Below are 23,937 nucleotides of genomic sequence, written 5' to 3'. Positions count from 1 at the left end.
GGTGCCGCGGGACACCGTGAACGGCGGCCCGGGACACCGCGGTGGAGCGGGTGACCGGGATCGAACCGGCATGGCCAGCTTGGAAGGCTTGAGACTCTAGCCCTGTTCCCGCAGGCGGGACGTGAGGCACGCGGATGCCGTGCCTTCCGCGTGCCTTCAACACCGCGCTTGCAATGCCGGCGCATGCGGCGTCCCGGCTCCTCTTCGGCTCGGGGGTAACCCAGGGTGGGAGACGTCATGTCCTATCGCGGGGCGAGGCGATCAGCACCTTCCGGACCGAACAAGGTCGACGGGTTCGACGCCGTCGCCCTCGCGATCCGCCTCTGGGTTGCTCCATGGCTCTGCGGAGCTGGCCGCCTCCTCGGGGGGCGGCCTGCTGCCGCGCAAGGAGGCGTTGCGCTTGCGGCGGGTAGGGGCGATCGCGGTGTCGTCGATGTCTCGGCCGTCACCGTGGCGTGCGCCAGCGAGCCGGTCAATGACCGGGAGTCTGCTCAGTAGTGCCAGTCTCGGCATGGCTCAGACGTCTGGGTGGGCTGTGGAGTTGTCTATGGACGGCCCTCGATCAGGAGGTCGTCGTGTCCCCCACACCCTCTCGCAGGACCGTGTCGCTCCATCTCAGAGCGAGCCGGCGGGCTGGGGGCTGCGGAGCAGCGCCCCGGCCTCGGTGGCGGGCATGGGCCGGTAGAGCAGGTAGCCCTGGGCCTGGTCGCATTCCTGCGCCTTGAGCTGCGCCAGCTGGTCCGGCTCCTCCACGCCCTCGGCGACGACGGTCAACCCGAAGGTGTGCGCCGCTCTGATCATTAGGGCGACGAGCTCGCGGTGGGCGGGCTCCGTGGAGGCCACGAAGCTGCGGTCGATCTTGAGCGTGTCGACCGGCATGTTGCGCAGCTGGCCGATGGAGGTGTATCCGGTGCCGAAGTAGTCGATGGCGATGCTGACGCCCATGGCGCGCAGCTCGGTGAGGTGGTCATTGGCCAGCGGGTCGTCGACCAGCACGGTCTCGGTGACCTCCAGGACCAGCAGGTGAGCGGGCAGCCCGGACGCCTCCAGCGCGTCGGCGACGTCGCTGATCACCCGCGGGTCGGCCAGGTGCCGTCCAGAGATGTTCACCGCGATCGTCGGGTCGGGCGCCCCCGGCGCGGCGGGGGACTCGGCCCGCCACTGCGCCAGCTGGCGGGTGGCCTCGTGCAGCATCCAGCGGTCGACCTCACCGATCAGTCGGGACCCCTCGGCCACGGGGATCCACTGGTCTGGAGCGACCGGTCCGACACCGGGTCGCGTCCAGCGGATGAGCGCCTCGTAGCCCATCAGCCGGTCGGTGGCGACCTCCATGACGGGCTGGTACGCCACCTGCATCTCACCGTTGGCCAGGCCGGTGGCGATCGCCACCTCCAGTGCCGCCCGCTGGTTGAGCTGCCGCCGCAGGGTTTCGTCGAAGATCTCCGCGCGGCCACGCCCCGCAGCCTTGGCGCGGTAGGCGGCGGCGTCGGCCTCGGCGAAGAGCACGTCGGCGTCGGTGCTGCCGTCCCGGCTGACCGCTACGCCGATGCTGGCGCCGATCCGGACCTGGGCACGCTGGACCACCATCGGCTCGCTGATCGAGGAGATCAGCCGGTGGCTGAGTTCCAGCAGGTCGTGCTCGGTGTGCACGGGCTCCACGAGGACGACGAACTCGTCGCCGCCCAGGCGGCAGACCACGTCGCCGGGCCGGACCCCGGCCGTGAGCCGGCGGGCGACCTCGCGCAGCACCTCGTCGCCGGCGGCGTGCCCGTGCCCGTCGTTGACCGCTTTGAAGCCGTCGAGATCCACGAAGAGCAGGCCGGTCATCTGACCGGACCGCCGGCCGCGGTGCAGCGCGCCGGTGACCAGCGTGACGGCCTGGGCGCGGTTGGGCAGCTCGGTGAGCGCGTCGTGGGTGGCCTGGTGGGCGAGGGCGGACTGCAGCTCCTCGCGCTGGCGTACCGCGTGCACGATCTCCTTGACCGACGCGTGGACGACCTCACCGAGCGGTCCGGGCAGCGGCTGGTCGAGCAGGGCGTCGTCGAGGTCGCCGCGGGCGACGGCCTGGGCCTGGTCCTGGATCCGGCGCAGCCCGGCGACGGCGGCTCCCAGCGCCGCCGAGACGGTGCGCACCTCGCGCGGTCCGGCGACCTCCACCTCCACCAGCGAGCCCTCGCTGATCTGGCTGGCCTGCCCGGCCAGCAGTCGCAGCGCGCCGGCCACGCTGCGGCCGAGCACCAGTGCGGCGAGCAGCGAGACGGCCAGCAGGCCGGCGGCGAGGAGAAGGATCCCCCGCAGCTGACCGGTGGCCTCCTCCCGGTCGGCGGACACCAGCGTGTGGGCGTTGCCGATCGCGGTCTCGACGAGCTCGCCCAGCAGATCGTTGCGCTCCTGGGTCTGGACGAGCAGCGTGGCGATCTCGGCGACGGACACGGTGGGGGTGTCGCCGTCCGCACCGCTGGTCAGCACGCCGTCCACGGCGCCCACGGCGTCGGACGTCTGCACGGCCCGCCATGCCTCTCGCAGCGAGGGCTGGGACAGGGACTTCATCTGGCGTTCGGCGTCGCTGTAGTCGAGCAGGGCGGTCTGCCACGCGGTGCGCGAGCCGATCATGCTGTCCCCGCCGGCGAACATGGACCCGAAGAAGAGCGGGAGCTGCCGGCTGGCGACCTGGCTGAGCCGCGCGATGGACTGCACGTCCTGGAGTGCCCGCAGGGTGACCCCCGGGATCCCTTCCGCGGTGGCGGCGGCTGCGGCGGCCTGCTGGGCGGTCATCAGATCGTTCGAGACGGCCAGGAAACGGAAGTAGACGTCCTCGATGTCGAGGTTCAGCGTGTTGCCACCGGAGCGCAGCAGGGCCAGGTCCGTCGCGGCGCGCTCGGCGGCAGCGGAGCCCACCGAGCCGGCCGGCACGCCGGCCAGCGCCCGATCGGTCACCGCTCGGACCCGCGCGGAGTCGCGCGCCATCGTCTCGGCCTGTACCTCCAGCAGTCCCGGCGGCAGGTCGAGCATGGCGATGGCCTCCGGGTTGGCGACGACGTGCAGCCACAGGAACGGGATCAGCTCCTGCTCCACGCTCCGGCGCGCGCCGTCGAGGGCCGCGAGGGTCCGCATGCCGTTCTCCGCGCGTGCGGCACTGTCCGCCTCGCTCGCCCGGGTCTGTGCCGCGGCGGTGGCCAAGACCATGACGCCGAGGAGCGGCAGCAGCACGAGCGCCGTCAGGTAGCACCACAGGGGCGAGGCGCGGCGCATGCTCTGCTCGGAGAACCGCACGAATCGCATGGTTCCGTATCGGTACGGCTCAACTCGTCTTGAGCGCGACCACCCATTCGAGGGGGGCGGTGTCCGTGACCGGTCGTGCCCGTCGGCCCCGGCGAGGTCCCTCGGGTCAAGCCCGGCGCGCACCGCTACACGCCACAGCGCCTCGCTCACGGCCTGAGGTGGGACGTGTCACGGAACGATGGGGACTCGCAACCTGATCGTGGAACCCGCCGCGGACCTCTGCCCGGGTGCAGGTCTCGCTGGGGATTGGTCGAAAGATGACGTGTGCAACCATCCGTTCCGAGCCGGTACGGGAATAGGCTGAAGTCCTCGCACGCGGGCGCCATGGCCCGGTGGCTGTGGTGCCGCACGTTGATTGGCGGCGACTGATGGGTGCCTCGGTAGTGGCCTGGGAGGCGACGGGGGAAGCGCTGTCGCGCCTGCTGGAGGAAGCCTTACCCGCCTTCACGTGGACCCTGGTTGCGGCGTTCTGTATGGGCGGCGTGGCGGTGTCCTGCTACGGCCTCTACGCCGCGGGTCGGCACCTGCTCCACGGTGCACCGGGGCGGTCCGGGCCGGTCGATGGCTCACCTGCACCGCGATTCGACGATGAGCTCGTGCACCGGGAAGCGGCGCGTGGCATCGCCGCCCTGGAGTCGTGGCTGGGCCAGTCATCGCCGGGGTCGACGGGAGGCGACGAGGCGGGATCCAGCGCCGAGGGCTGACCGGATGGCGGACTGCGTAGGTGGGGAGTTCCACCGGCGGCGGTAGAGCTGGAACCTTCGTCGGCAACGCCTTATGGTTGGCCCATGCAACTGGGTGGGGCCGGATCGGCTGAGGGGTCCATGGTGCGCATCGAACGTGAGCTGACCCATCTGGTCCGCCGGGCTCAGCGCGTCCAGCTCCACACCGATGGGCCCGTGGAGCCACTGGAGCGGAGCGCATACACGATCCTGGGCTTCCTCAACGACGAGGGACCGATGCGCAACGGGGCGTTGGCGGCCCGGTTGTACCTCGACGCCTCGACGGTGAGCCGGCACGTGGCCAGCCTGCAGCAGGCCGGGCTTGTCACGCGCGAGGCGGACCCCGAGGACGGGCGGGCCTGCCGGCTGCGGCTGACATCGGCGGGGCGGCGTGCGGTCGCTGGGACACGTCAGGTCCGCCGGAATGCCGTGCGCGAGCTGATCGGCTCGTGGCCGATCGACGAGCAGGACACCTTTGCAGCGCTGCTGGAACGGTTGAACGCAGGTCTCGACGGCAGAGTCACCGAGGCAATGGCCGGCGGAGCGCCGTCGCCCTCCGGCGCGAGCCCGGACAGATCCGCCGCAACCCCCGACGAAGCCGGTTCGAAAGAGGTCCTGCGCGCGTGAGTTCCCCTGCTCCTCACAGCCAGACGCCGGACTCCTCGAGCGGCCACCAGGGCCTGCCACCGTTGGAACACCGGCAGATCCTGACCGTGCTGCTCGGGCTCATGCTGGGCATGCTGGTCGCGGCGCTCTCGCAGACCATCGTGGCCACGGCGTTGCCGACCATCGTGGGCGAGCTCGGTGGGCAGGAGCAGCTGGCCTGGGTCGTCTCGGCGACGCTGCTGACCTCCACCGCATCCACACCGATCTGGGGCAAGCTGTCCGATCTCTACGGGCGGAAGATCATGTTCCAGTCCGCCATCGGGATCTTCCTGCTCGCATCCTTGGCCAGCGGCTTCGCGCAGGACATGGCGCAGTTGATCGCGTTCCGCGCGGTTCAGGGGCTGGGTGTCGGCGGACTGATGGCGTTGTCGCAGGCGATCATCGGCGACGTCGTCAGCCCGCGGGAGCGTGGTCGCTACCAGGGCTACATCGGTTCCGTGTTCGGGATCGCGACGGTCGCGGGACCGCTGCTCGGCGGGTTCCTCGTCGAGCACCTGTCCTGGCGGTGGACCTTCTGGGTGGGCATCCCGATCGGCGTGGCGGCCCTGATCGTCACCGAGCGCGTGTTGAAGCTGCCGTTCCCGCGCAGCCGGCACTCCATCGACTGGCTCGGTGCCTTCTTCATCGTCGCCTCGGTCAGCGCGCTGCTGCTGATGCTGTCGCTGGGCGGCAAGGAGTTCGCCTGGAACTCGGCCTGGACCTATGCGCTCGCCGCCGCGGCCGCCGTCCTGCTGGTGCTCGCCGTGTGGCAGGAGCGTCGCGCAGGCGAGCCGATCATGCCGCCGCACCTGTTCGCGAACCACACCTTCGTCGTCACCAGCCTGGCCGGCTTCGTCGTCGGTGTCGCGATGTTCGGCGCGATCATCTTCCTGCCGCAGTACCTGCAGATCGTCAAGGGGGAGTCGCCGACTGCTTCGGGGCTGCTGACGCTGCCGCTCATGGTGGGCCTGCTCGCTGCCTCCATCGGCTCCGGGCGGGCGATCACGGCCACCGGTCGGTACAAGATCTTCCCGGTGGTCGGCCTCCTGATCGCAGCGGTCGGGCTGGGGCTGATGAGCCGGCTCGCCGTCGACACCTCCCTGGTGGTGGCCGGGCTGTACATGCTGGTCACGGGCGTCGGCATCGGCCTGGTGATGCAGGTGCTGGTGCTGGCCACCCAGAACGCCGTGGAGCAGAAGGACCTGGGCGTGGCCACCTCCGGGGCCACGTTCTTCCGGTCACTGGGCGGCGCTTTGGGGGTGGCGGTGTTCGGCGCCCTGCTCACCCATCGCCTCGCCGACACCATCCCGTCCCGCCTCGCCGAGGCCGGCGTCCCGGCCGACCGGATCGCCGGCGGGACTCCGACGCTGGGCAGCCCCGAACAGATCGGCGCACTGCCCGAACCGGTGCACACCGCGGTCATCACCGGCTTCGCCGACGCGCTGCAGACCACTTTCCTCGCCGCCGTGCCGTTCGCTCTGCTCGGGTTCCTCGTGCTGCTGTTCTTGCGGGAGACCCCGCTGCGCGAACACGCGCAGGAGCACACCACCGGGGAGAACGTCGCAGAGGCCTTCGAGACGGCGGTCGATCCGGACTGCGATCTCGGGCATGGCGCGGACGATGCCGGACGCAGGAGCGCTTCCGACGCCCGCGGATCGGCCGGTGCGCGACTTCCGAAGGCCGAGCCATAGCGGCCTCTGCCGTCGGTAGTCGCGGGACCACCGGACCAGCCAGGCCAGCCTGTGTCTCCGGGGCGCTACAGCTAGCTGCCCCCAGATGCTGCCCGCAGACGGAACCCTTCCCTTTCGCACTGCACCGCGGGACCATGGTTGCAGTTCGCAACAGCCGGGGGTGACCCGCGGCGGTCGTGACGCTGTGAGCGGGCAGACCCCTGGAGAGAGGGGGGGCGGTGGAGTACCTCCTCCGAACCAGGCTGTACCTCTACAGCCTCGGCTTGTGGCTGCTGCGCGCGGCCCGTTTGCTGCTCTGGTGCCTGATGACCGGCAGCCTGGCCATGGGCACGGCGTGGACAGGACGTCCCGCGGTGCTGACCGACTGGCTGGCGGCCGGGCCCCCGACCTGGCGGCGACCGGGGCGCCAGCAGATCATGATCGCGCTCGAGGCGGCACGAGGGGTCGCCGCGATGGAATCGTGGATACGGGCCGGCTGCCCATCGGCGGCCGATCGGCCGGAGCGGGATCGAACTGAACGGCCCAACACCTCCGACTGAGCGCGGCCTCGAACGGGAGGCGCGAATGCTCAGGAGTCGGCGGCGCCGGGCTCTCTCGGGCCCGGGGCTTTCGAACTCGTCGATGGGACAGGGATCCCATCTGCGGCTCGGCCGGCGCGGCCGTCACTTACGCCGGCCGCCGGCCGGGACTTCCGACCGTTCGTGGACGGCCGCACCGGGAGCCCGCGTTTCCGCTCCTTCCAGCGGCCGGGGCTGATCCCTTTCCACCGTCGGAAGGCATGGACGAAAGTTGAGGCATCCGTGTATCCGAGCCGTCGAGCGACCTGCTCGACGCTCAGACCGGCGGTCACGAGCAGCTCCTCCGCCAGGTGTTCACGTGTCTGCTCCACGATGGCGCGGAAGGTGGTTCCGTCGTCCTCGAGCATTCGGCGCAAGGTCCGCACGCTGACGTGCAGCTCGGCGGCGACCTCCTCCTGTCCGAGGATCCGGCCTCCCGTGTGCACAAGGAGGTCCCGCACGCGTCCGCTCGTCCCCTGCCGTGAGTGGCGGCGCTGGAGGAGGTCCCGGCACTGGGCCTGGCAGAGTGCGGCGGTCAGGGGGGCCGCCTGCGGCAATGGCTGGTCGAGCAGGGCAGCGTCGAAGGCCAGCATCGACCGTGCGGTCCCGAACAGGGATGGCACGCCGAACGCGGTCTCGTACCCCGTGGGGTCGGCCGGTTGCGGCAGTCGCAGCGTCACGCGCAGCGGCACGACCGGGCGGCCGAGGGTTTCGCGCCACAGCTGGAGGGCCGCCGAGGTGTCGCGGAGCAGGACGAAGCGCCGGACGTGTTCCGGGACGTCCAAGTCGTCGAAGAACAGCCGGACCTCGCCCTCGTCCTCCTGGGCGCTGATGCGCGTCAGGGCGTAGGTGAGGTCGACGAACCGCATGGCGACCTCGTGTGCCTCACGCAGGGTGCGGCTCGAGAGCAGGGCGAAGCCCCAGATGCCGTAGCTCGCGAGCCGGTACCGCCCGCCGGCGGTCAGGCCTGCGTCCTCGGGCAGCGACTCGGCGACCGCGGCGATGGCGCGCAGCTCTTGGGCGCCGGTGATCTCGGCGTCCGGGTCCTCGAGGGCTGCTTCCGGTATCCCGCCGCCGGCCAGGACATCACGGCGAGGCAGGCCGTGCTCCATGGCGAGCGCGCACAGCAGAGCCACGCTGCCCGTGCCGCGGACGGGGGCGTCGAAGGGCTGAGGGTTGGCCGAAATAATCAACTTACGGCCTATTGTGTCATGGCTCACGTGGAACTCTCGCGGCTAGCTTCCGTGGTGACCGCCGTCACCCGGCAGATGGGTACCGAGCATGACCTTGACCGCAGACGCAGCACCTGGCACCGCCGAGGAAACCCAGCACGTCGACGTGCTCGTGGTCGGCGCGGGAATCTCCGGGATCGGTGCTGCCTACCACCTGAAGGAGCAGTTCCCGGGGAAGAGCTTCGTCATCCTCGACGCGCTGGACGCCCGGGGCGGCACCTGGTGGACCCACCGTTACCCCGGCGTCCGGTCCGACAGCGACCTGTTCACCTTCGGGTACGGGTTCAAGCCCTGGCGGGGCGCGTCGATCGCCGCCTCGGAGGAGATCCTGGCCTACCTGGACGAGGTCATCGAGGACAACGACCTGGGTGACCGGATTCGCTACCGGCACCGGGTGAGCGCGGCCAGCTGGTCATCGGAGGAGAAGCGCTGGACGGTGCACGTGACCCGTGAGGACACCGGCGAGTCGCTGCGCTTCACCACCGACTTCCTCTGGATGTGCCAGGGCTACTACGACCACTCCCGGCCCCACCGGCCGCAGTGGGAGGGGCTGGACCGGTTCCGTGGTCAGGTCGTGCACCCGCAGCAGTGGCCGGTCGACCTCGACTATGCGGGCAAGCGCGTCGTCGTCATCGGATCCGGAGCCACTGCGGCCACCCTCGTGCCGGCCATGGCGCAGGAGGCGGCGCACGTGACGATGCTGCAGCGCTCGCCGACGTTCTTCTTCGCCCGCCCCAGGACCCACGAGCTGGCGAACACGCTGCGCGCCCTGGACGTCCCTGACGAGTGGACCCACGAGATCCTGCGGCGCGCGTACATCGCCGAGGGCGACGAGATCACCCGGATGTCCAAGGAAGCGCCGGAGGAGCTGCGGGCCTTCATCATCGAATCGATGCGTCCCCTGCTGCCTGAGGGCTTCGACATCGACAAGCACTTCAACCCGACCTACCGGCCGTGGCAGCAGCGGCTCGCCCTCCTCCCGGACGGCGACCTCTTCACCGCCATCCGGGAGGGCCAGGCGTCGGTCGTCACCGACACGATCGACACGTTCACCGAGACCGGGATCCGCACCTCCTCGGGAGAGGAGCTGGAGGCCGACATCGTCGTCACCGCCACCGGGTTCGACCTGAGCCTGTTCGGGGGGGTCGCCTTCACCGTCGACGGGGAGCCGGTCGACTTTACCCAGCGGGTCACCTGGCGCGGCATGATGATCAGCGGCGTGCCGAACATGGCCTACGTGTTCGGGTATTTCCGCGCCAGCTGGACCCTTCGTGCGGACCTGGTCAGCGAGTTCGTCTGCCGGTTGCTCGCGCACATGGAGAAGCGGGGTGCGACGACAGTCGTCCCCACGCTGCGTCCGGAGGACGCCGGCATGCAGCTGCGGCCATGGGGCGATCCGGAGAACTTCAACTCCGGCTACGTCATGCGCACCATGCACCTGATGTTCAAGCAGGGTGACCGAGAGCCCTGGCTCCACCTGCTCGAGTACGCCGAGGAGCGCGACTCACTGCCTGCGCTCGAGCTCGACGACACCTCGTTGGTGTACGGCTGACCGGCCGGCCGGCGGTCGCGCTGCACCACCCACGAGTTCTTTCCGCACGTCCCGAGTCGTTCCCAGAAGGAGAATCCTGTGCCGGTTGACCCGCACATCGCCGCCGTCCTCAGCATGCTTGACCAGGCGGGCATGCCCCCCATGTACGAGGGGACCGCAGAGGCCGGGCGCGACCAGTACCTCGCGCTCACCCACGGCTCCCGGGCGCCCGAACACGTCGTCCAGGTCGGGAGCAGTGAGGACCGCACGGTGCCCGGCAGCGAGGGTGACCTCAAGGCGCGCGTCTACCGCCCCGAAGGCGAGGGCCCTTTCCCCACGGTGATCTTCTTCCACGGTGGGGGCTGGGTCATCGGTGACCTCGACACCCACGACAACATGGCCCGCAACGTCTGCAAGGGCAGCAGCGCCGTCGTGGTGTCCGTGGACTACCGGCTCGCGCCGGAGCACCCCTTCCCCGCCGCAGCGGACGACGCGGTGGCCTCCGCCCGTTGGATCGCCCAGCATCTCGACGAGTTCGGCGGAGACCAGCGGCTGGGTCTCGTCGGGGACAGCGCCGGCGGCAACCTCGCGGCTGTCGTGGCGCAGGTGCTGCACGCCGACGGGACAGCGCTGGTCGCCCAGTTCCTGATCTACCCGGCGGTGGACGCGGAGGGGGAGTACCCGTCCCGGGTCGAGAACGCCAAGGGCTACTTCCTGGAGAAGGACACCATGGATTGGTTCTACGGCCACTACGCGGGGGCATGGGACGACGCCAAGAACGCCCGCCTGTCGCCGCTGCACGCCGACCTCACTGGACTGCCCCCGGCGGTCGTCGTCACGGCGGAGTTCGACCCGCTGCGGGACGAGGGCGAGGCCTACGGCGAGGCGCTGCGTGCCGCGGGCGTCGCCGCGGACGTCCACCGCTACGACGGCATGATCCACGGCTTCTTCGACATGGGCGCGATCTCGCCCGCCGCGCAGAAGGCGATCGACGAGAGCTCTGCCCGGTTCGGCGAGCTGCTGCGCGGCTGACCGACCCCTGGATGCAGCCGGCTCCGTCCATTGGGCGGGGCCGGCTGCCCCGCACAGCCGGCGGCTCCCGGGCCGGGGCCGGGGCGAACCGCGGGTCGGTCACGCGGGAGAGGGGTCCCCTGCTGGGACGAAGTCCCGCGACACCACGCGGAGATCGGTGCGGCCGGCGGACGCGGGCGAGCACAGCCACCGGATGGCCGGGCCCATCACCGGGTTCCAGGAGCCCGGCTCGGGCCTCGTCCGGTAGGTCGTCAGGGATCATGCCGGTGACAGTGGCCCCACCGGGCAGCAGCAGGTGGACGTCCACGCCGGTGCCGGCCAGGTCGGCGGCCATCACGTGCGACATCGCGTCGGTGGCGGCTCGGGACGGGCCGTAGGGGACGAACCCTCGGCGGCGCATCGTCTCCTCGTTGATGCTGACGTTCACCACGGTGCCGTGCCCGGCAGCGACCATGTCGGGCACGACCGCGCGGGCGACGAGGAAGTAGCCGGTCACGTTGGTGGCCATCAGGTCGGCGAACCCCGCCGGGCTGACATCGTGGAACGGTCGTGGCTCGGTGAGGAACCGGGGATTGACCGTCCGCATGCCGATGCCGGCGTTGTTGACCAGGACGTCGATGCCGCCGAGGGCCGCGCGCGCGGCCGCCACGCCGTCGGCGACGGAGGCCTCGTCCCGCACGTCCATCGCGATCCCGGTGGCCGATCCCGGGCCGGCGGCCGTCTCCTGCTCGGCGACCCGGCGGGCACGGTCGGCGTCCCGGCCGGTCAGGACCACCGAGGCCCCGCCGGTCACCAGGGCCCGCACCATGCCCAGCCCCAGCCCGCTGGTACCGCCCGTCAGCAGGACCCGGACGCCGCTGACATCGGCGTCTCGCGCTTGCCCCTCGACCGCCCGCTCGGGCATGAGCTCCTCCGCCGCTCCGTCCCACGTTCGCCAGACCTGCCATGACTCCAGAGCCCCCGCTGGGCGCTGCCGCCGGGCGATGACGAGCGGGAAGGTCGGGGCCAGGATCCAGCGGGTCACCCACCCACGGGTGATCGCCCGGAGCCGACCAGCGCCGGTGGTCAGGAAGGTGGCTCCGATGATCGGGAGCGGCCGGTCGCTGAACCGTTCGACGAAGCCGCGCCGCCAAAGGGGGCGGGCCCGCCAGAAAGCCGACCCGGGGTGTTGTGCGCCACATCGCCAGATGGCTAACCTGACGGGGTCGTCAAGTTTGTCTCCGTGGCCAGCGCCCATGACCCGCAGGAGCCTCCGTGCGCTTCACCGACGAGCACCGCGCCTTCCGGGCATTGGTCCGGGACGTCGTCGAGAAGGAGATCGCCCCGCACGTCGACGAGTGGGAGCGCGCCGGCATCTTCCCGGCGCACGAGCTCTTCCCGAAACTCGGCGAGCTGGGCCTGCTGGGCCTGGAGTACGACCCCGAGTACGGCGGGCAGGGGGCCGACCACATGTACTCGGTCATCCTCGTCGAGGAGCTGCACCGCTCCGGGTGCGCGGGGATCCCGATGGCCATCGGCGTCCAGACGATGATGGCCACGCCGTCGCTGCACGAGTTCGGCAGCGACGAGCTCAAGCGCCGCTACCTGGAGCCGGCCATCCGTGGCACTGCGGTCTGCTCCATCGCGGTGACCGAGCCGGCCGCCGGCTCCGACGTGGCCGGGTTGCGCACCCGAGCCGTGCGCGACGGCGACGACTGGGTGATCAACGGCAGCAAGCTCTACATCACAAACGGCACCCAGGCCGACTGGCTGTGTCTGCTCGCCCGCACCTCCGACGAGGGCGGCCACCGCGGCATGTCCCAGATCATCGTGGAGACGAACACGCCCGGCTTCTCCGTCTCGCGGACGCTCGACAAGCTCGGCAACCGGTCCTCCGACACCGCCGAGCTCTTCTTCGACGACGTCCGGGTCCCGGTGTCCAACACGATCGGCCAGGTCGGGCGCGGCTTCCAGCAGCAGATGGCGCAGTTCGTGGTGGAACGCATGTTCGTCGCCTACGGCGCGGTGACCAGCTGCCGGCACGCCCTCGAGCGCACCCGCGACTACCTCAAGCAGCGGCAGGCGTTCGGCGGGCCGCTCATGGCCAGCCAGTACCTGGCCTTCCGGCTGGCCGAGCTGTCCGCGCAGGTGGACCTGCTGCAGTCGCACAACTACGCCTGCGCGGAGGCGTACCTGGCCGGGGAGGACGTCACCCGGCAGGCGACAGTCGCCAAGCTGACAGCCGGCCGCCTGCTGCGCGAGGTCGCCGATACCTCCATCCAGTTCCACGGCGGCATGGGCTACATGGAGGAGACCTGGACCTCCCGGTTCTTCCGCGACACCCGATTGGCCTCCATCGGCGGCGGCGCCGACGAGGTGATGCTCCAGGTGCTGGCGCGGATGGACGGGTTCACGGCATGACGGCGACCGGCAGCGCGCTGCTGGAGCAGCTCGTCGGCAACCTCGAGGCCGAGTGCGCCGACCTCGACGCGCGGGTCGCCCCGCTGGAGGCAGCCGCCTGGCGTGCTCCTACCCCCGCGGTCGGCTGGGACATCCGGGACACCATCAACCACCTGGCCTTCTTCGACGCCGACGCCCGGCTGGCGGTCACCGGTCCGGATGCCTTCACCGCGCTGGTGCAGCGAGTGACCGCGGACGGCGGCGACTACGTCGAGCAGCGCACGCTGGAAGGCCGGGACCTGGAGCCGGCCGAGGTCCTGGACCGCTGGCGCACGGGACGTGCCGAGCTGGCCGCAGCACTGCGGGTCGCCGAGCCCGGGATGCGCGTCCCGTGGTTCGGCCCGCCCATGAGCCCCGCCTCGTTCGTCACCGCCCGGTTGATGGAGACCTGGGCCCACGGGCAGGATGTCGTCGACGCGCTCGGGCAGCAGCGTCCGGCCACCTCCGGGCTGCGCGAGGTCGCCGAGATCGGCTACCGGGCGCGCCCGTTCTCCTACGCGGCCCGCGGCGCGACCATGCCCGAAGCGCCGGTGCGGCTCGAGCTGACCGGGCCGGACGGCCAGAGCTGGACCTGGGGCCCGCCCGAGGCGGCGGACGTGATCAGCGGCCCGGCGCTGGACTTCTGCCTGCTGGTCACCCAGCGCCGGCATCGCGACGACCTGGCGCTGACAGTGCGGGGGGCGGCGGCGCAGGAATGGGCCCGGATCGCGCAGGCCTTCGCCGGCCCCCCCGGAGCCGGGCGGGAGCCGCTGCGATGAGCGCGCCGCTGCGGGTGGCCAACGTCTCCGGTTTCTACGGCGACCGCCTCTCCGCAATGCGGGAGATGCTCGACGGCGGCGACGTCGACGTCCTGACCGGCGACTACCTGGCCGAGCTCACCATGCTCATCCTCGGCCGGCAGCGTGCCGGCGACGCGGCCGCCGGGTACGCGCGCTCGTTCCTCACCCAGCTCGAGGACTGCCTCGGCGACGCACTCAGCCGGGGGGTTCGGATCGTCAGCAACGCCGGCGGGCTGAACCCGCGAGGGCTGGCCGACGCGGTACGTGAACTCGGCACGCGGCTCGGGGTCGAGGTCCGGGTGGCCACTGTCAGCGGTGACGACCTGCTGCCCCGGCTCGTCGAGCTGAGCTCCGCCGGCCGCCTGCGGGCCGGTGAGCGGCCACCGGCGGACGGTGACGGGGCCGCGGGGGCCGGGGAGTTCCCCGACACGCTCACCGCGAACGCCTACCTCGGCTGCTGGGGCATCGTACGGGCGCTGGAGGCCGGCGCCGACGTCGTCGTCACAGGTCGTGTCACCGACGCCAGCGTGGTCGTCGGCCCGGCGGCCTGGCACCACGGTTGGGGCCCCGGTGACCTCGACGCGCTCGCCGGGGCGACCGTCGCCGGGCACGTGCTCGAGTGCGGCGCGCAGGCCACCGGCGGCAACTTCAGCTTTTTCGCCGAGCTGCTCGACGCCGACCCCGGCTGCCTGGACCGCATCGGTTTCCCGCTCGCCGAGATCGCCGCCGACGGGACCTCCGTGATCACCAAGCACCCCGGCACCGGGGGAGCTGTCACCGTCGGAACCGTCACAGAGCAGCTGCTCTACGAGTGCACCGGCAGCCGCTACGGCGGGCCGGACGTCATCACCAGGTTCGACCAGCTAGAGCTTCGGCAGCTGGGGCGTGACCGGGTCGAGATCACCGGGGCCCGCGGGCTCCCGCCAGGGGGGTGGCTGAAGGTGGCGACGAACCGTCTCGGCGGCTTCCGCAACTCCATGACCCTGCCGCTGGCGGGGCTGGGCGGCGACCGCAAGGCGGAGCTGCTGCGCCGGCAGCTGGCTCCGGCGCTGGAGGGGGTGGCAGAGGCCGTCGTGACCCTGGCGCGCACGGACTCCCCGGACGCCGGCTCCGAGGAGGAGGCGAGCGCCCTGCTGCACGTGACGGTGAAGGACCCGGACCGGGAAAAGGTGGGCAAGGCGTTCACAGTGCCCCTCATCGAGCTGGGCCTGGCGAGCATCCCCGGCTTCTTCGCCACCACCGCCCCGCCCAGCCCGTCGGCCTACGGCGTGTACGCGCCAGCCTGGGTGCCGGCCGAGGACGTCGACCAGCTGGTGGGCCTGCCCGACGGCGGCGCGGAGACAGTTCCCTCGGCGCGGTCGCGGCCGGCCGGCGCCCAGGACGACGAGCCCGCGGAACTGGTGGCCGGCGGTGGGCCGTCGCCGGGCGGCCCCACCCGCCGCGTCCCACTCGGCCGGGTGGTCGGCGCCCGGAGCGGTGACAAGGGAGGGGCGGCCACCCTCGGCGTGTACGCCCGGAACGACCAGGGCTACGCCTGGCTGGCCGCCTTCCTCACCGAGGAGCGGCTGCGCGAGCTGCTGCCCGAGGCGGCCGGCCTGCCGCTGACCCGGGAGCTGCTGCCCGGGCTGCGGGCGGTGCTGTTCCAGATCCACGGCCTGCTCGGCGAGGGCGTCGCCGCCGGCACCCGCTTCGACCCCCAGGCCAAGGCCGTGGGGGAGTGGCTGCGCTCCCGCGTGGTCGACGTCCCGGTGTCCCTGTTCCCGGAAGGACGAGTGTGACCATCCTCGCCGAGCGCGCCGCGGAGAACCGTGCCGCGCTGCTCGAGCGCCTCGCGGAACTCGACGAGCAGCGCGCCCTGGCCAACCTGGGGGGCAGCGAGAGCGCCCTGGCCCGGCACCGCAAGCGCGGCAAGCTGACGGTCCGCGAACGCATCGAACTCCTGCTGGACCGGGACAGCCCGTTCCTGGAGCTGTCCCCGTACGCCGCCTGGGGCACCGACTTCCCGGTGGGCGCCAGCCAGGTCACCGGCATCGGCGTCGTCGAGGGCGTGGAGGTGATCATCTCCGCCAACGACCCGACTGTGCGGGGCGGCACCTCGAACCCGTACACGCTGCGCAAGGCGGGGCGGGCGCACGACATCGCCGAGACCAACCGGCTGCCGTTCCTCAGCCTGGTGGAGTCCGGCGGCGCCGACCTGCCGACCCAGTCGGAGATCTTCATCCCCGGCGGCCGCGGCTTCCGCAACCTCACCCGGCTCTCCGCCCAGGGCATCCCGACCGTCTCCCTGGTCTTCGGCAACAGCACCGCCGGCGGCGCCTACGTGCCGGGGATGAGCGACCACGTGGTGATGATCGACGGTCGCAGCAAGGTGTTCCTGGCCGGACCGCCGCTGGTGAAGATGGCCACCGGCGAGGAGGCCGACGAGGAGTCCCTCGGCGGGGCCTCGATGCACGCCCGGGTCTCCGGCAGCGCCGACCACCTCGCCGTCGACGAGGTCGACGCCATCCGGATCGGCCGGCAGATCGTGCGCAATCTCAACTGGCGCAAGCGCGGACTAGGCCCCTCCCGGCCGGCCGACCCGCCGCTGCACGACCCCGAGGAACTGCTCGACCTCGCCCCGGCCGACCTCCGGCAGCCGCTGGACCCCCGCGACGTGCTCGCCCGGATCGTCGACGGCAGCCGCTTCGACGAGCACAAGCCGCTCTACGGCACCTCCCTGGTCACCGGCTGGGCGAGCATCCACGGCTATCCGATCGGCGTGCTGGCCAACGCCCGCGGGGTCCTCTTCCGGCAGGACGCCGAGAAGGCCGCCCAGTTCATCCAGCTGGCCAACCAGACCGACACCCCGCTGCTGTTCCTGCAGAACACCACCGGCTACATGGTCGGCACCGAGTACGAGCAGGACGGCATCATCAAGGCGGGCTCGCAGATGATCAACGCCGTCTCCAACAGCGCCGTCCCGCACATCACGGTCAACATCGGGGCCTCCTACGGCGCCGGCAACTACGGCATGTGCGGCCGGGCCTACGACCCCCGCTTCCTGTTCACCTGGCCCAACGCGAAGAGCGCCGTCATGGGGGCGGCGCAGCTCGCGGGCGTGCTGGACATCGTGGGCCGGGCCAGCGCACAGGCCCGCGGGCGCGACTACGACGAGGAGGCCGCCGCGGCGATGCGGGCCGCCGTGGAGCAGCAGATCGAGGCGGAGTCGCTGGCGCTGTTCCTCTCGGGCCGGGTCTACGACGACGGGATCATCGATCCGCGCGACACCAGGACCGTCCTCGGGCTGGCGCTGTCGGCGATCCACAACGCCCCTGTCCGAGGTCTGCACGACGGATGGGGGGTGTTCAGGCTGTGACCGCTCCCCGGAACCTGACGAGCGTCCTGGTGGCCAACCGCGGGGAGATCGCCCGTCGCGTGTTCGCCACCGCGCGGGCCATGGGGATGCGCACGGTGGCCGTGTACTCCGACGCCGACGCGTCCGCGCCGTTCGTGGCCGACGCGGACATCGCGGTCCGGCTGCCGGGCAACACCCCGGCGGAGACCTACCTGCGCATCGATTCCATCGTGGCGGCCGCGCTGCGGGCCGGCGCTGACTGCGTGCACCCCGGCTACGGCTTCCTCTCCGAGAACGCCGACTTCGCCCGCGCCGTGCAGGCGGCGGGGCTGGTCTTCGTGGGCCCGAGCGCCGAGGCCATCGACGCCATGGGCAGCAAGCTGGCCGCCAAGGCCCGCATGCAGGAGGCCGAGGTGCCCACCCTGCCCAGCGTGGACGCCACCGGGCTGTCCGGATCGGAACTGGAAAAGGCCGCCGCCGACGTCGGCTACCCGCTGCTGGTCAAGGCGTCCTTCGGCGGCGGCGGCCGCGGCATGCGGGAGGTCCGCCGTCCCGGGGAGCTGGCCGAGGCGGTAGAGGGTGCCCGCCGAGAGGCTGCCTCGGCCTTCGGCGACGGCACTGTCTTCCTGGAGCGGTTGCTCGAGCGGCCCCGGCACGTCGAGGTCCAGGTCTTCGGCGACAGCCACGGCACGACGGTGGCGCTGTTCGAGCGGGAGTGCTCCATCCAGCGGCGCCACCAGAAGGTGGTCGAGGAGGCGCCGTCCCCGGCGGTCGGCCCCGAGCTGCGGGAGCGGCTGCAGGCCGCCGCTGTCGCCGCGGCCAGGTCCATCGACTACCTCGGCGCCGGCACCGTGGAGTTCCTGCTCGACGATGAGGGCGACTTCTACTTCCTCGAGGTCAACACCCGCCTGCAGGTGGAGCACCCGGTCACCGAGGCGGTCACCGGCCTGGACCTGGTCCGGTTGCAGTTCGACGTCGCCGCTGGCCGGCCGCTGCCCGACTCGGCGCTGCGGCCTCCCCTGAACGGGGCGGCGATCGAGGTCCGCCTCTACGCCGAGGACCCGGCCCGGGACTGGTTGCCCCAGTCGGGGCGGCTCGAGGACCTCCACGTCCCCGCCGACGCCGAGTTCCGGCTGCCCCACGGGCCGGGCATCCGGCTGGACAGCGGTGTCGCCCCCGGCAGCGAGGTGGGCGTGCACTACGACCCGATGCTGGCCAAGGTCATCGCCTGGGCGCCGGACCGGACCTCGGCCGCGCTGGCCCTGGCCGGCGCGCTCGAACGCGCCAGGCTGCACGGGCTGACCACCAACCGTGACCTGCTCGTGCGGGTGCTGCGCAGCGGGGCGTTCCTCGCCGGTGAGACCGACACCGGCTTCCTGGACCGGCACGGCCTGGACGTGCTGGCCGCACCCCTGGTGGACGCCGAACGGCTGCGACTGCACGCGCTCGCGGCCGCCCTCGCGGGGGCGGCGCTGCGGCGGGCCACCGCGCCGGTGCTCGCCGGCCTGCCGTCGGGGTGGCGCAACAACCCGACGCAGGCGCAGACCACTGTCTTCGACGCCGGGACCGTGCGGTACCGCCTCGATAGAGGCGGCCTGGCTGCCGACGTGGACGGCACCCCCGTGGAGGCGACGCTGCTGGGCGCCGAGGTGCTGGCGCCGGGCAGGGTGCTGATCGAGCTGGAGGCCGGCGGCCTGCGCTCCGCCTTCGAGGTGCACGTGGCCGGCGACAGCTGCTACGTCGACGAGCCGGGTGGGTCCACCGCGCTTGTCGAGCTGCCGCGCTTCCCCGACCCCAGTGCCGCCATCCCGCCCGGGTCGCTGACCGCCGCCATGCCGGGCTCGGTGACCCGGGTCGCCGTCGCCGAGGGCGACCGGGTGACGGCGGGGCAGCCGTTGCTGGTGCTCGAGGCGATGAAGATGGAACACCCGGTGACCGCCCCCACGGCAGGCGTGGTCACCGCACTGCACGTCACCGTCGGCCAGCAGGTGGAGACCGGCGCCGTGCTCGCCGTGGTGGAGGACCAACCCGCGCCCGACCGAGGAGAACCTGATGCGTCCTGACCTGTCCGGGATCGATCCCCTCCAGCTGAATCTGGCCACCCGCCTGTCGGTGGGGGACATGCTCACCCGCTCGGCATTCCAGTTCCCCGATCGGACCGCCGTCGCCGACGGCGCCGAGGAGATCAGCTACGCAGGGCTCGACGCCGCCGCCGAGGCATTCGGGCGCGGGCTGCTCGACGCCGGTCTGCAGCGCCAGCAGCCAGTGGCCTTCCTGCTGGGGAATTCGTGGCGGTTCGTGGCCACGTTCTTCGGCTGCGCCAAGGCCGGGCTGGTCGCCCTGCCGGTCAACCTGATGCTGCCCGCCGACGACGTGGCGTGGATCCTGGGCGACTCGGGCGCGCGGGCGGTGGTCGCCGATCCCGCGTTCGTCCCGATCCTCGAGCAGGTGCTGCCCGACCTGCCGCAGGTCACCACAGTGGTGGTCACCGGGGAGGCGCCGGCCTCGGTGGCCGGTCGCCCGGTGCTGCGCTGGGACGACGTGGCCGCGGACCCCACCCCGCTGCAGGTGGTGGTGGAGGACCGCGACACCCTGCACTGCCTCTACACCTCCGGCACGACGGCCCGGCCCAAGGGCGTGCTGACCAGCCACCTGGCCGTCCACGTGGCGGCACTGAGCAATGCGCTGCAGGTGGGTCACCGGCACGGGCACGAGTTCTCCGTGGCCCCGATCGTGCTCCCGCTGTTCCACACCACCGCGCTGGACACGCTGCTGCTGCCCGTGCTGCTGACCGGCGGAACGGCGATCCTGCCCGGTGGTTTCGAGCCCCGGTCCTACCTGGACGTCGTGGAGAGCCGCCGCGCCACGCACCTGCTCCTCCTCCCCATGATGTGGGCCGCGGTGCTCGCCACCCCCGGGCTGGACGAGCGGGACCTGTCCTCGGTCCGGCTCTGCATGTACGCCATGGCCCCGATGCCGCAGGAGCGGATCGGCCAGATCGCCGCCGCGTTCCCCGGCGCCGACGTGCTGCTGGGCTCGGGGCAGACCGAGTGCGTGCCGGCCACGGTGCTCCAGTGGCCCGCTCACCAGGACACGAAGAGCGGCTCGTGGGGCCCGGCGGTGGTGACTGTCGACACCCGGATCATGGGACCGGCCGGGGACCTGCTTCCCCGGGGCGAGACAGGGGAGATCGTCTACCGGGGTCCGCACGCGATGAGCGGCTACTGGAACAACCCGGCGGCGAACACCGCGGCCTTCGCCCACGGCTGGTTCCACAGCGGCGACGTGGGCCACCTCGACGAGGAGGCTGTCGTCTGGTTCACCGACCGGGTGAAGGACATGGTGAAGACCGGCGGGGAGAACGTCTCCTCCGTGGAGGTCGAGCGGGTGCTGCTGAGCTTCCCGGAGATCACCGAGGCCGCTGTCATCGGGGTGCCCGACGACCAGTGGGGCGAGGCTGTGACAGCTGTCGTCGTCGCCGCCGACCGCGCCGCCGACCCCGCCGACCTCGCGCAGCGGCTGACCGCGTTCTGCCGCGAGCACCTGGCCGGCTTCCAGGTCCCGAAGCGGATCGAGGTCCTCGCCGGCCTGCCCAAGACGGCGACGGGCAAGATCCAGAAGCACGAGCTGCGAGCGCGGTTCCGTGGCTGATCAGGAGCTGGTCCACGTCGACCACCGTGGGCCCGCCGCGGTGGTCACCCTGGACTCGCCGCACAACCGCAACGCGCTGTCAGCCGCGCTCCTCGAGCAGCTGCATTCCGCGCTGCGGCAGACGATGGGCCAGCCCGCCGTGCGCGTCCTCGTCCTCACCGGGGCCGGGCCGGTGTTCTGCTCCGGCGCGGACCTCAAGGAGGAGCGGACGGGCGTGCGGCCGGTGGTCAACCTGCCGGAGGTCCTCACGCTGATCATGGAGGGACCCAAGCCGGTGGTGGCGCGGGTCAACGGGGCCGCGCGCGCCGGCGGGCTGGGCCTGGTCGCAGCCTGCGACCTCGCGGTGGGTCTCGCGGGCGCGACGTTCGGGTTCAGCGAGGTCCGCATCGGCGTGGCCCCGGCCATCATCGCCGTGCCAGTCCTGCGCCGGATGGACCGCCGCGCCGCGCGCGAGCTGTTCCTCACCGGCGAGCAGTTCGACGGGGTGCGTGCCCGGGAGGCCGGCCTGCTGGACCGTGCGGTGGCCGACGACGAGCTGGACGAGACAGTCGACGCGCTGGTCGGGCAGCTGAGCCGGGGAGCCCCCGAGGCGCTGGACATCACCAAGCAGCTGCTGCGGGACATCCCGGGCGCTGACTTGCAGGAGGACCTCCGCCGGATGGCCGAGGTCTCCGCCGAGCGGTTCCTCTCGGCCGAAGCGCGGGAGGGCATCGCCGCGCTGCTGGACAAGCGCCTGCCCGCCTGGGTGTCACCGGCGGGAGCACCGACCGGAGGAGGAGCCGCATGACCGAGACCGATGTCCTCGCGCCCGTGGGGGACCCGTGGAGCACGCTTGAGCGGGTGGCGTTGCGGCGGCTGGCCCGCGACTTCGTGTCCCGCGAGATCGCACCGCACATGGAGGAGTGGGAACTGGCCGGTGAGCTGCCGCGGGAGCTGCACCGGAAGGCGGCCGACGTCGGGCTCCTCGGCGTCGGGTTCGCCGAGGAGGTGGGCGGCAGCGGCGGCGACCCCATCGACTCGGCCATCATCACCGAGGAGATCCTGCAAGGCGGCGGCTCCACCGGCGTCTGCGCCTCCCTGTTCACCCATGGCATCGCCGTTCCGCACATCGCCGCGCACGGCAGCCCGGACCTGGTCGACCGCTACGTCCGGCCGACGCTCGCCGGCGAGCTCATCGGCTCTCTGGGGGTCACGGAGCCGGGCGGAGGCTCCGACGTCGCGAATCTGCGCACCCGCGCGGTGCGCGAGGGCGACGAATACGTGGTCAACGGCGCCAAGACGTTCATCACCAGCGGCGTCCGCGCTGACTTCGTGACCACCGCCGTGCGCACCGGCGGACCCGGTCACGGTGGAGTCTCACTGCTGGTCATCGACACGGACACGCCGGGGTTCACAGTGTCCCGGCGGCTGGACAAGATGGGCTGGCGGTGCAGCGACACCGCCGAGCTGGCCTTCACCGACGTGCGGGTGCCGGCCGCGAACCTGGTCGGCGCGGAGAACTCCGGGTTCGTGCAGATCATGCAGCAGTTCCAGAGCGAGCGGATCGGCCTGGCCGTCCAGGCCTACGCGACCGCAGCTCGCGCCCTGGATCTGGCGCTCGCGTGGGCGCGGGACCGGGAGACCTTCGGGCGGCCGCTGTCCTCCCGCCAGGTGATCCGGCACAAGTTCGCCGAGATGGCCCGTCAGGTCGACGTGGCCCGCTGCTACACGCGGGCGGTCACGCAGCGGTACCTGGCCGGCGAGGACGTCGTCACCGAGGTGTCGATGGCGAAGAACACAGCCGTCTACGCCTGCGACTTCGTGGTGGATGAGGCGGTGCAGATCTTCGGCGGCATGGGCTACATGCGGGAGTCGGAGGTGGAGCGCCACTACCGCGACGCGCGGATCCTCGGCATCGGCGGCGGGACGAACGAGATCATGAACGAGGTCATCAGCAAGCGGATGGGCCTGTGACCTCGGAGCCCGCCCGCCCGCTGCGGGTCACCGGTACCGAACAGGAACGGGCCTGGGCCGAGAAGGTCCTGCCCCCGGTCGAGATGGTCCAGCAGGGGCTGTGGTCCATTCCCGTCCCCATCCCGGACAGCCCGCTGCGCTATGTGCTGGTCTACGCCCTCGAACTGGACGACGGCCTGGCCCTGATCGACGCCGGATGGGACACCGACGACGCCTGGCAGGCCCTGACCCACGGGCTCGCTACCGCGGGGCACGCGATGGGCGACGTCCGCGGCGTGATGGTGACGCACATCCATCCCGACCACTACGGCCTGGCCGGCCGCGTCCGCGAGGCGTCCGGTGCCTGGGTGGGACTGCATCCCGACGACGCCGCGCTGCTGCCCGCTCGGTACGGGGCCGGCATCACCGACCTGCTCGACGACATGGCCGCGCTGCTGCGGAACTGCGGCGTGCCCGAGGACGAGCTCGGGGTCCTGGCCGGCGCCTCGCTGGCGATCACCGACTACGTCCGCCAGGCCGAACCCGACCGCCTGATCCGCGACGGCGACCGGCTGCCACTGGCGGGATGGGATCTGCGTGCCGTGCACACCCCCGGCCATTCGCCCGGCCACCTCTGCTTCCACGAGAACCGTCGTCGCCTTCTCTTCTCCGGCGACCACGTCCTGCCCCGCATCACGCCCAACATCGGGGTGCACGCTCAGTCGCCCGGCAACCCGCTGGCCGACTTCATCGACTCGCTGGCGCGTGTGGGAGCGCTGGACTCGGACGTGCGCGAGGTGCTGCCCGCGCACGAGTACCGCTTCGCCGGCCTCGCGGCGCGCGTGTCGGCGCTCGTGGCACACCACGACGCGCGGCTGGAGGAGGTCCGCGCTGCCGCGGCGACGGCGCCCACGACGTGGGAACTGACCGCAGCGCTGACCTGGTCGCGGCCCTGGGACCAGATCTCGGGCTTCATGCGCAGAGCGGCTGTCGCCGAGACCCTGGCGCACCTGGTCCTCCTGGAGAGCAGAGGACGGGTGCGGCGCAGCCGCGAGACGCCGTGGCGCTGGGTGCAGCACTGACTCGCCGGCCACCCATCCACGCCATCTC

17 protein-coding genes and 1 pseudogene are annotated in these 23,937 nt (G+C 71.9%); 15 read left to right on the top strand and 3 right to left on the bottom strand.

What is annotated here, in order from left to right; all coding sequences use genetic code 11:
* Positions 1–615: 615 nt before the first annotated feature.
* Positions 616–3,282, bottom strand: a complete 2,667-nt coding sequence (locus LFA75_RS03890) for a putative bifunctional diguanylate cyclase/phosphodiesterase (protein ID WP_097196965.1) — start codon at positions 3,280–3,282, stop codon at positions 616–618.
* A gap of 332 nt (positions 3,283–3,614) precedes the next feature.
* On the opposite strand from LFA75_RS03890, the gene LFA75_RS03885 reads away from it, so the two are divergent.
* The 4 genes from LFA75_RS03885 (at position 3,615) to LFA75_RS03870 (ending at position 6,879) form a co-directional block, all read left to right on the top strand.
* A complete protein-coding gene (locus LFA75_RS03885) occupies positions 3,615–3,986 on the top strand; it encodes a hypothetical protein (RefSeq protein WP_135095154.1) in 372 nt (123 codons plus the stop codon).
* Positions 3,987–4,070: 84 nt separating this feature from the next.
* Positions 4,071–4,631: a MarR family winged helix-turn-helix transcriptional regulator gene (locus LFA75_RS03880; protein WP_097196967.1), complete on the top strand. Its 561-nt coding sequence runs from the start codon at positions 4,071–4,073 to the stop codon at positions 4,629–4,631.
* Positions 4,628–6,340: an MDR family MFS transporter gene (locus tag LFA75_RS03875; RefSeq protein ID WP_097196968.1), complete on the top strand. Its 1,713-nt coding sequence runs from the start codon at positions 4,628–4,630 to the stop codon at positions 6,338–6,340. The genes LFA75_RS03880 and LFA75_RS03875 overlap by 4 nt, the downstream gene beginning before the upstream one ends.
* A gap of 218 nt (positions 6,341–6,558) precedes the next feature.
* Entirely contained in the window at positions 6,559–6,879 is a 321-nt protein-coding gene (locus LFA75_RS03870; protein ID WP_097196969.1) for a hypothetical protein, read from the top strand.
* A 29-nt stretch (positions 6,880–6,908) separates the two neighbouring features.
* Here the strand turns inward: LFA75_RS03870 and LFA75_RS03865 are convergent, their stop codons facing one another.
* Positions 6,909–8,117, bottom strand: a complete 1,209-nt coding sequence (locus LFA75_RS03865; protein ID WP_097196970.1) for an AraC family transcriptional regulator — start codon at positions 8,115–8,117, stop codon at positions 6,909–6,911.
* 61 nt (positions 8,118–8,178) lie between these two features.
* Between LFA75_RS03865 and LFA75_RS03860 the strand changes: the two genes are divergently transcribed.
* Positions 8,179–9,681 carry a flavin-containing monooxygenase gene (locus LFA75_RS03860; protein ID WP_097196971.1) on the top strand — a complete coding sequence of 501 codons (1,503 nt, stop codon included), beginning with the start codon at positions 8,179–8,181 and terminating at the stop codon, positions 9,679–9,681.
* Positions 9,682–9,759: 78 nt separating this feature from the next.
* Entirely contained in the window at positions 9,760–10,692 is a 933-nt protein-coding gene (locus LFA75_RS03855; protein WP_097196972.1) for an alpha/beta hydrolase, read from the top strand.
* 316 nt (positions 10,693–11,008) lie between these two features.
* Here LFA75_RS03855 and LFA75_RS24055 read toward each other — a convergent pair.
* Positions 11,009–11,500 (bottom strand): annotated as a pseudogene (locus tag LFA75_RS24055) (SDR family NAD(P)-dependent oxidoreductase); the annotation flags it as partial.
* A 446-nt stretch (positions 11,501–11,946) separates the two neighbouring features.
* Here LFA75_RS24055 and LFA75_RS03845 point away from each other — a divergent pair.
* The 9 genes from LFA75_RS03845 to LFA75_RS03805 are packed head-to-tail and all read left to right on the top strand — an operon-like array spanning position 11,947 to position 23,909.
* On the top strand, positions 11,947–13,092 hold the full coding sequence (locus tag LFA75_RS03845) for an acyl-CoA dehydrogenase family protein (RefSeq protein WP_097196973.1): 1,146 nt from the start codon (positions 11,947–11,949) through the stop codon (positions 13,090–13,092).
* Positions 13,089–13,889: a TIGR03084 family metal-binding protein gene (locus LFA75_RS03840; RefSeq protein ID WP_097196974.1), complete on the top strand. Its 801-nt coding sequence runs from the start codon at positions 13,089–13,091 to the stop codon at positions 13,887–13,889. The genes LFA75_RS03845 and LFA75_RS03840 overlap by 4 nt, the downstream gene beginning before the upstream one ends.
* Complete coding sequence (locus tag LFA75_RS03835) at positions 13,886–15,688, top strand: acyclic terpene utilization AtuA family protein (protein WP_225232381.1); 1,803 nt, start codon at positions 13,886–13,888, stop codon at positions 15,686–15,688. The genes LFA75_RS03840 and LFA75_RS03835 overlap by 4 nt, the downstream gene beginning before the upstream one ends.
* Entirely contained in the window at positions 15,685–17,265 is a 1,581-nt protein-coding gene (locus LFA75_RS03830; protein WP_097196976.1) for an acyl-CoA carboxylase subunit beta, read from the top strand. Before LFA75_RS03835 ends, LFA75_RS03830 begins: the two co-directional genes overlap by 4 nt.
* Complete coding sequence (locus LFA75_RS03825; protein WP_225232380.1) at positions 17,262–19,307, top strand: ATP-binding protein; 2,046 nt, start codon at positions 17,262–17,264, stop codon at positions 19,305–19,307. The genes LFA75_RS03830 and LFA75_RS03825 overlap by 4 nt, the downstream gene beginning before the upstream one ends.
* The gene (locus LFA75_RS03820) at positions 19,297–20,895 is read left to right on the top strand and encodes an AMP-binding protein (protein WP_097196977.1); all 1,599 of its coding nucleotides are present in this window, start codon (positions 19,297–19,299) and stop codon (positions 20,893–20,895) included. Before LFA75_RS03825 ends, LFA75_RS03820 begins: the two co-directional genes overlap by 11 nt.
* The gene (locus tag LFA75_RS03815) at positions 20,888–21,682 is read left to right on the top strand and encodes an enoyl-CoA hydratase-related protein (RefSeq protein WP_097196978.1); all 795 of its coding nucleotides are present in this window, start codon (positions 20,888–20,890) and stop codon (positions 21,680–21,682) included. The genes LFA75_RS03820 and LFA75_RS03815 overlap by 8 nt, the downstream gene beginning before the upstream one ends.
* Positions 21,679–22,848: an acyl-CoA dehydrogenase family protein gene (locus LFA75_RS03810; protein ID WP_097196979.1), complete on the top strand. Its 1,170-nt coding sequence runs from the start codon at positions 21,679–21,681 to the stop codon at positions 22,846–22,848. Before LFA75_RS03815 ends, LFA75_RS03810 begins: the two co-directional genes overlap by 4 nt.
* Positions 22,845–23,909 carry an MBL fold metallo-hydrolase gene (locus LFA75_RS03805; RefSeq protein ID WP_209305940.1) on the top strand — a complete coding sequence of 355 codons (1,065 nt, stop codon included), beginning with the start codon at positions 22,845–22,847 and terminating at the stop codon, positions 23,907–23,909. The genes LFA75_RS03810 and LFA75_RS03805 overlap by 4 nt, the downstream gene beginning before the upstream one ends.
* Positions 23,910–23,937 lie beyond the last annotated feature (28 nt).

Origin of the sequence: Klenkia terrae (assembly GCF_900491935.1) — a bacterium.
GTDB classification, from domain to species: domain Bacteria; phylum Actinomycetota; class Actinomycetes; order Mycobacteriales; family Geodermatophilaceae; genus Klenkia; species Klenkia terrae.
Note: the sequence above shows the minus strand (reverse complement) of the source record. Positions and strands in the feature narration are given on the sequence as shown.

What these genes read in the sequence shown, in the direction of transcription:
- LFA75_RS03890 (WP_097196965.1), bottom strand. Translation starts at nt 3,282, where the DNA reads ATGCGATTCGTGCGGTTCTCCGAGCAGAGCATGCGCCGCGCCTCGCCC.
- LFA75_RS03880 (WP_097196967.1), top strand. Translation starts at nt 4,071, where the DNA reads ATGCAACTGGGTGGGGCCGGATCGGCTGAGGGGTCCATGGTGCGCATC.
- LFA75_RS03860 (WP_097196971.1), top strand. Translation starts at nt 8,179, where the DNA reads ATGACCTTGACCGCAGACGCAGCACCTGGCACCGCCGAGGAAACCCAG.
- LFA75_RS03840 (WP_097196974.1), top strand. Translation starts at nt 13,089, where the DNA reads ATGACGGCGACCGGCAGCGCGCTGCTGGAGCAGCTCGTCGGCAACCTC.
- LFA75_RS03835 (WP_225232381.1), top strand. Translation starts at nt 13,886, where the DNA reads ATGAGCGCGCCGCTGCGGGTGGCCAACGTCTCCGGTTTCTACGGCGAC.
- LFA75_RS03820 (WP_097196977.1), top strand. Translation starts at nt 19,297, where the DNA reads ATGCGTCCTGACCTGTCCGGGATCGATCCCCTCCAGCTGAATCTGGCC.
- LFA75_RS03810 (WP_097196979.1), top strand. Translation starts at nt 21,679, where the DNA reads ATGACCGAGACCGATGTCCTCGCGCCCGTGGGGGACCCGTGGAGCACG.